The sequence below is a fragment of the Aliiruegeria haliotis genome, assembly GCF_003003255.1.
Classification (GTDB): Bacteria; Pseudomonadota; Alphaproteobacteria; order Rhodobacterales; family Rhodobacteraceae; genus Tropicimonas; species Tropicimonas haliotis.
On record NZ_PVTD01000004.1, the window covers coordinates 353,303 to 360,437 of the forward strand.

Annotated in this window: 7 protein-coding genes; 6 read left to right on the plus strand and 1 reads right to left on the minus strand. The window is 64.9% G+C overall.

Annotated elements, in window-relative coordinates; translation table 11 throughout:
* The first annotated feature begins 99 nt into the window (after positions 1–99).
* The 6 genes from CLV78_RS12995 to CLV78_RS13020 all read left to right on the plus strand — a co-directional run bounded on the left by CLV78_RS12995 (position 100) and on the right by CLV78_RS13020 (position 6,651).
* Positions 100–1,011, plus strand: a complete 912-nt coding sequence (locus CLV78_RS12995; RefSeq protein WP_106205241.1) for an AAA family ATPase — start codon at positions 100–102, stop codon at positions 1,009–1,011.
* Positions 1,011–2,240 (plus strand): vWA domain-containing protein, encoded by a 1,230-nt coding sequence (locus tag CLV78_RS13000; protein ID WP_106205242.1) that lies wholly within the window; start codon positions 1,011–1,013, stop codon positions 2,238–2,240. Before CLV78_RS12995 ends, CLV78_RS13000 begins: the two co-directional genes overlap by 1 nt.
* A gap of 194 nt (positions 2,241–2,434) precedes the next feature.
* Positions 2,435–2,896 (plus strand): SRPBCC family protein, encoded by a 462-nt coding sequence (locus tag CLV78_RS13005; protein ID WP_106205243.1) that lies wholly within the window; start codon positions 2,435–2,437, stop codon positions 2,894–2,896.
* A gap of 57 nt (positions 2,897–2,953) precedes the next feature.
* Complete coding sequence (locus CLV78_RS13010; RefSeq protein ID WP_106205244.1) at positions 2,954–3,424, plus strand: (2Fe-2S)-binding protein; 471 nt, start codon at positions 2,954–2,956, stop codon at positions 3,422–3,424.
* Between the two features lie 56 nt (positions 3,425–3,480).
* Entirely contained in the window at positions 3,481–5,841 is a 2,361-nt protein-coding gene (locus CLV78_RS13015; RefSeq protein WP_106205245.1) for a xanthine dehydrogenase family protein molybdopterin-binding subunit, read from the plus strand.
* 12 nt (positions 5,842–5,853) lie between these two features.
* Positions 5,854–6,651 carry an FAD binding domain-containing protein gene (locus tag CLV78_RS13020; RefSeq protein ID WP_106205246.1) on the plus strand — a complete coding sequence of 266 codons (798 nt, stop codon included), beginning with the start codon at positions 5,854–5,856 and terminating at the stop codon, positions 6,649–6,651.
* A gap of 400 nt (positions 6,652–7,051) precedes the next feature.
* Here the strand turns inward: CLV78_RS13020 and CLV78_RS24910 are convergent.
* On the minus strand, positions 7,052–7,135 hold an 84-nt coding region (locus CLV78_RS24910), incomplete at its 5' end, for an EF-Tu C-terminal domain-related protein (RefSeq protein WP_133397560.1).

Here is a 7,135-nt window from a genome sequence, read left to right on the forward strand (position 1 = left end):
GGGCGCGGGCCCGCCAAGGGCAAGTCGTCGCGAAGTGGACAGCTTGCGGGGCCGGTCATATGTTGACCCGAACCGCAGGCATCCAAGGCGAGCAAACCCGTGTCCGATCTCCCCGTTTCAATCGACGAGACCATCGCCGCGCTGGCTGCGCAGAACTATGTCTGCGGGCGGGACCTGGGCACAGTGGCCTATCTTTCGCTCCGGCTCGGCAAGCCGCTGTTTCTGGAAGGCGAGGCCGGTGTCGGCAAGACGGAGATTGCAAAGGCGATCTCTGCCATGCTCGGACGACGGCTGATCCGGCTTCAGTGTTTCGAGGGGCTGGACGCATCCTCCGCGATCTACGAGTGGAACTTCTCCGCCCAGATGATCGCGATCCGCACGGCAGAGGCCGCGGGCGGGGCGGACCGGGCCAAATTGCAGCAGGAACTGTTCTCGGAGGATTTCCTCATCCGCCGGCCCCTGCTGGAGGCAATGGAGCCACACCCGGAGGGCCCGCCGGTCCTGCTGATCGACGAGGTGGACCGGACGGATGAACCGTTCGAGGCGTTTCTGCTGGAGGCGCTGTCGGATTTCCAGGTGACCATTCCCGAACTCGGCCCGATCCGGGCGGCCGAACCGCCGATCGTCATCCTCACGTCCAATCGCACGCGGGAGGTGCATGACGCGCTGAAGCGCCGATGCCTCTACCATTGGGTCGACTACCCCTCCTTCGCGCGGGAAATGGAGATTCTGCGCGCACGGGTGCCAGAGGCCACCGAAACCCTCTCAGAGGAAGTCGTGGCCTTCGTCCAGGGGCTTCGCGGTCAGGATCTGTTCAAGACACCGGGCGTGGCAGAGGCCATCGACTGGGCGCGATGCCTGATCGCTCTCGACACGGTTTCGCTGTCGCCGGAAGTGATTTCCGACACGCTCGGCGGGTTGCTCAAGTACCAGGATGACATCACGCGCATCGCGGGCGCCGAAGCCTCCCGGCTTCTCGACGAGGCCAAGCAGCGCCTCGCCCCGGCGTGATGGCGGCCCCGCGGCGCCTGGACCAGACAGACGGGCGGCTGGTCGAGAACATCGTGCATTTCTCCCGCGCCCTCCGAAAGGCCGGCGTCAAGGTCGGCCCGGCGCAGGTGGAGAGCGCGGTCCGCGCGGTCGAGGCTGCCGGATTCTCCCAGCGGGAGGATTTCTACTACATCCTGCGGGCGACACTCATAAACCGCGCGGTCGACTTACAGGTCTACCACCAGGTCTTCGCCCTGTTCTGGCGCGATCCGGAGTTCCTCCAACATCTGATCCACATGCTGTCGCCGACCCTCAGAAAGGACGATGCGCCACCGCCCCCCAAGGCTGCCGACCGCCGTGCCGCGGAGGCACTGGCGGACCGGCCGGATATCCCACAACCGCCTGGGAAGCGACAGGAGATACAGGTCGACATGACCCTGAGCTTCTCCGCCAACGAGCAGCTTCGCGCGATGGATTTCGAGCAGATGAGCACCGAGGAAATCGCGCAGGCAACCCGCGCGGTACACGCGCTGCGCCTGCCGTTGCCGCCGCTGACAACCCGGCGGATGGCCCCCTCCGCCCATACCGGGCGGCCGGACATGCACATGACACTGCGCGGCAGCCTGCGCCGTGGCGGAGAGATCCGGCGGATCGCACGCAAGGCGCCGCGCAAACGGCCGCCCGATCTTGTCGCGCTCTGCGATATCTCCGGATCGATGTCGGTCTACTCGCGGATGATGATGCATTTCCTGCATTCGCTTGCCACGACGTCGGAGGGAAACTGGGGTCACATCCATGCCTTCACCTTCGGGACCCGCCTGTCGAACGTCACCCGCGCGCTGCACCGCAAGGATCCGGACGAGGCATTGAAGGCCGTGGGCCAGACCGCCGAGGACTGGCAGGGTGGCACCCGGATCGGCGAGGCCCTCGAACGCTTCAACAAGGACTGGTCGCGGCGCGTTCTCGGCCGTGGCGCCGTGGTGCTGTTGATCTCCGACGGCCTGGAGCGCGGAGACGTGGCGCTTCTTGAAACCCAGGCGGAGCGCCTCGCGCTGTCGTGCAAACGCCTGATCTGGCTCAACCCGCTGCTGCGTTTCGACGGGTTCGCGGCCAAGGCCGGCGGCGTGCGGGCGCTGCTGCCGCGCGTGGACAGTTTCCATGCCTGCCACTCGCTCGACAGCCTTGCCGACATTGGCAAGGCGCTGTCAGGGCCGGGCGAGCGGGACCGCGTGCTTCGGGCGACCGGATAACGGTATGGGATGAGCGCGCCTGCGCTCGGCTACGGAGCAGGCCCGACCCCACACCACGCTTGCCGCACCGCGGCAACGCAATTGCTGCAAACGCGCGTAATTCGAAGGGGTTGGCGCCGCCAAAAGAGTTGCTTTGTGCCCGGCGTGCCGTAAGGTCCTGATTGCGAACAGCCAGCTGTCAGGAGCGCGCGACCATGGACATGACCGGTGAACACCGGATTGCGGCCCCACGCGAGGAGGTGTGGGCGGCGCTGAACGATCCGGACGTCCTCCGGGTCTGCATCCCGGGGTGTCAGGAGCTAGAGCAAACCGACGACGGGCGGCTCTCTGCCGTGGTTGTCCAGAAGATCGGTCCTGTGAAGGCGAAGTTCAAAGGCGAGGTGGAGCTTGTCAACGTCGTGCCTCCGGAGAGCTACACGATTCAGGGCGAGGGCAAGGGCGGCGTTGCCGGATTTGCCAAGGGGGCCGCGGATGTGGCGCTCGCGGAGGAGGATGGTGAAACCGTCCTCACCTACTCGGTCCATGCACAGGTGGGCGGCAAGCTCGCACAGCTCGGCAACCGATTGATCAATTCCACCTCGAAGAAATTGGCAAACACGTTTTTTGACACGTTCAGTGACCATCTGAACGGGAGCGATGCACCGGACGAGGAGTGATCCGGCGCATCCGGGCATAGAGCGGGCATAAGCCCCGCCACGACCAGGGAGGAAAGAATGGCGAAAGTGAAACTGACGGTGAATGGGCGCGCGGTAAGCCGCGATGTGCCCGACACCACGTTGCTATCGGAGTTTCTGAGGGAAGACCTGCGCCTGACGGGCACACATGTCGGCTGCGACACCAGCCAGTGCGGCGCCTGCGTGGTGCATGTCGACGGAAAGGCCGTCAAGAGCTGCACGATGCTCGCCGCGTCCGCCTCCGGAGGCGAGGTCACGACCGTGGAAGGGCTGGCAAACGGTGAGTTGCACCCGATGCAGAAGGCTTTCAACGACAACCACGGATTGCAGTGCGGCTTTTGCACCCCCGGCATGATCATGTCCGGTGTCGACATGGTGAACCGCTACAAGCAGGCCGGCCGCGAGTTGACCGAGGAGGCAATTCGCCATGAGCTCGAAGGCAATATCTGCCGCTGCACGGGCTACCACAATATCGTGAAATCCATTCAGGACGCCGCCACCAAGATGTGAGCAGCCGCCTCCGGGGCCATGCCCCGTCGAGCGCACCTGAACCAGGGAGGACAGACATGAGTGACGGAATTGGAGCGCGCGTAAAGCGCAAGGAAGACAAGCGGTTCATCACCGGCAAGGGCAAGTACACGGACGACATCCGGGTCGACAACCAGGCCTACGCGGCCTTTGTCCGCTCGACGCATGCCCATGCGCGGGTGGTCAACCTCGACACATCCGCCGCCGAAGCGATGGACGGTGTGATCGCGGTACTGAACGGCCACCAGCTGACCGGCGACGGGATCGGCAACATCATCTGCGGATGGGCGATCAACAGCAAGGACGGCAGCCCGATGAACATGGGGGCCTGGTCGGCGCTGGCGACCGAAATGGTCCGCTATGTCGGCGACGCGGTCGCCGTGGTCATCGCGGACACGCAGGCGCAGGCCCGGCTTGCCGCGGAAGCTGTCGAGGTTGAGTACGAGGAGCTTCCGGTCGTTGTCACGACGCCCGATGCCCTTGCCGACGGCGCGCCGCAGATCCACGAGAACGCTCCCGGAAACCTGATCTACGACTGGGAGATCGGTGACCAGGCGGCCACCGATACAGCCATTGCCGGCGCGAGCCACGTGACGGAGATGGAGATCACCAACAACCGGCTTTCGCCGAACCCGATGGAGCCACGCTCCGCCGTGGCGATCTATGATGAGGGCGAAGATCACTACACGCTCTACACCACCAGCCAGAACCCGCATGTGGCCCGCCTGGTGCTGTCGGCCTTCTACAACGTCGCGCCGGAACACAAGCTGCGCGTGATCGCACCGGATGTTGGCGGCGGTTTCGGCTCCAAGATCTACATCTACCCCGAGGAAATCACCTGCCTCTGGGCTTCGATGAAGACGGGCCGATCCGTGAAGTGGACCTCGGACCGCTCCGAGGCGTTCATCACGGATGCGCATGGCCGCGACCACATCTCGACCGCGAAGATGGGCTTCGATGCCGCCGGGCGTATCCTCGGCCTGAAGGTCGACACGATCGCCAACTTCGGCGCCTACATGTCGCTCTTCTCCAGCGCCGTGCCGACCTATCTCTATGCCACGCTGCTCTCGGGCCAGTACAATATCTCCAACATCCATGCCAACGTGCGCGCGGTCTACACCAACACCGTGCCGGTCGACGCCTATCGCGGCGCCGGCCGCCCGGAAGCGTGCTATCTCGTGGAACGCATGATGGAGACCGCGGCGCGGGAAATGGGCATGGACCCGGCAGAGCTGCGCCGGATCAACTTCATCCAGGAATTCCCGCACGAGACCCCGGTCATCATGACCTATGACACGGGTGATTTCGACGGCAACATGGACAAGGCACAGGCCGCGGCCGACGTGGCGGGCTTCGCCGCGCGCAAGGCCGAGGCAGCAGCACGCGGCAAGCTGCGCGGCATCGGGTACTCGGCCTATATCGAGGCCTGCGGGATCGCCCCATCGGCAGCGGTCGGATCGCTTGGCGCCGGCGTTGGCCTGTGGGAATCGGCGGAAGTCCGTGTGAACCCTGTCGGCACTGTGGAGATCCTCACTGGCTCCCACAGCCATGGGCAGGGGCACGAAACGACATTCGCCCAGATCGTCGCCGAACGCTTCGGCATCCCGATCGACAATGTGCAGGTCGTACATGGCGACACCGACAAGGTTCAGTTCGGCATGGGTACCTATGGCTCCCGCTCCGGCGCGGTTGGCATGTCCGCCATCGTCAAGGCGATGGACAAGGTCGAAGCCAAGGTGAAGAAAATCGCAGCCCACACGCTTGAAGCCTCCGAGGATGACATCGTCATCGAGGGTGGCGAAGTGAAGGTCGCGGGCACGGACAAATCCATGGCCTGGCACGAGGTCGGGCTTGCCGCCTACCTCGCCCACAATCTGCCGGAGGGCATGGAGCCCGGCCTCAAGGAGGGTGCGTTCTACGATCCGGTGAACTTCACCTTCCCCGCTGGCGTCTATATCGCCGAGGTCGAGGTCGATCCCGAGACCGGCGTCACCGACATCGTCCAGTTCACGGCGGCAGACGACTTTGGCACCATCATCAACCCTATGATCGTCGAAGGTCAGGTGCACGGAGGCATCGCCCAGGGCGTTGGCCAGGCGATGCTGGAGCATGCGGTCTATGACGAGGATGGCCAGCTTCTGAGCGGCTCCTACATGGACTATTGCATGCCCCGCGCGGATGACCTGCCGAGCTACACGCTCGATCACAACACCACGGTCTGCCCGAACAACCCGCTCGGGATGAAGGGCTGCGGTGAGGCCGGTGCCATCGGAACGCCGCCCGCGATCATCAATGCGATCACTGACGCCATCGGCAACAACGATCTCGCCATGCCCGCAACCCCGCAGACCGTCTGGCGCGCCATTCAGGCTGCCAAGGCGCCTCTGGCGGCCGAGTAAGGGAGGACACCCATGTATCCCACGACCTACCACAAGCCTGAAACGCTCGAAGCCGCCTCGGCCACGCTTGGCGACGCGGAAGAAGCGAAGATCCTCGCCGGGGGCCACACGCTGCTGCCGACGATGAAGAACCACCTCGCCGCACCGACGGACCTCGTGGACATTCGCGGCATTGCAGCGCTCAACGGGATTTCCGAGGACGGCGGCACGCTCACCATTGGTGCCACCACAACCCACGCGGAGGTCTCGAACTCTCCGGTGGTTGCATCGGCCTGCCCGGCGCTGGCCTGCCTTGCCGGCGGCATCGGCGACCCCGCCGTTCGCCACGTCGGTACCATCGGCGGATCGGTGGCCAACAACGACCCGGCCGCTGACTACCCGGCCGCAGTGCTCGGCCTCGGCGCAACGGTGGTGACCAACCGGCGGGACATTGCCGCGGAGGACTTCTTTGACGGAATGTTCGCAACCGTCCTCGAAGAGGGAGAGATCATCACCTCGGTAAGGTTCCCCAAGTGCGATCTGGCCGGTTATTCGAAGTTCCCCAACCCGGCCTCGCGCTACGCGATGGTTGGCGTCTTCGTGGCGAAATCCGGCGGTAGCGTTCGCGTCGCCGTCACCGGTGCGGGCGAAGACGGAGTCTTCCGCCACGAGGGCCTGGAGGCCGCACTCTCGGCCAACTTCTCCCCCGATGCAGTCGACGGGGTCGCTATCAGCAGCGACGGCCTGCTCTCAGACCTTCACGGCGACGCCGACTATCGGGCGAACCTGATCCGTGTCATGGCGAAACGGGCGGTTTCAGCCGTCGCCTGACCGCGGTTCCGCGCATATTTTGCAAAGAAAACGGCGGCCGGCTTCAGACACGAGGCCGGCCGTTTTCATTGCCAACCCCCGGCTGAACCTCGGTGGTCCGCACGACGGAGCAAACCGCGCAGCAGGCAGGGCGACACGGAAACACGGTCGCCCGGGTCTTCGTTCGGACGAATGCGCCACATCCGAGCAACACACCCGTCGTCCGGTCCGGTGATGGAGCCAGCCCCACACTGCAAGCCGCGCAGAGCCGATGATTGTGGGCCCGGTCGCGACCCGCTTTCGGTGCAAGACAGCGGCGGGATGGTCCTTCGCCCCCTCACCGCGTGGCATCGCCCGAACCGGCAAAGAAAGAGGGCCGCCCCCGGGGGGACGGCCCTGCTCAATTCCTGTCGATCTTCGATTACTCGATGATCTTGGAGACGACGCCGGCGCCGACGGTGCGGCCGCCTTCACGGATGGCGAAGCGGAGCTTTTCTTCCATGGC

Bases quoted from the DNA above. Each gene is read 5' to 3' on its own strand.
- CLV78_RS13005 (WP_106205243.1), top strand. From the start codon at position 2,435: ATGGACATGACCGGTGAACACCGGATTGCGGCCCCACGCGAGGAGGTG.
- CLV78_RS13000 (WP_106205242.1), top strand. From the start codon at position 1,011: ATGGCGGCCCCGCGGCGCCTGGACCAGACAGACGGGCGGCTGGTCGAG.
- CLV78_RS13015 (WP_106205245.1), top strand. From the start codon at position 3,481: ATGAGTGACGGAATTGGAGCGCGCGTAAAGCGCAAGGAAGACAAGCGG.
- CLV78_RS13020 (WP_106205246.1), top strand. From the start codon at position 5,854: ATGTATCCCACGACCTACCACAAGCCTGAAACGCTCGAAGCCGCCTCG.
- CLV78_RS13010 (WP_106205244.1), top strand. From the start codon at position 2,954: ATGGCGAAAGTGAAACTGACGGTGAATGGGCGCGCGGTAAGCCGCGAT.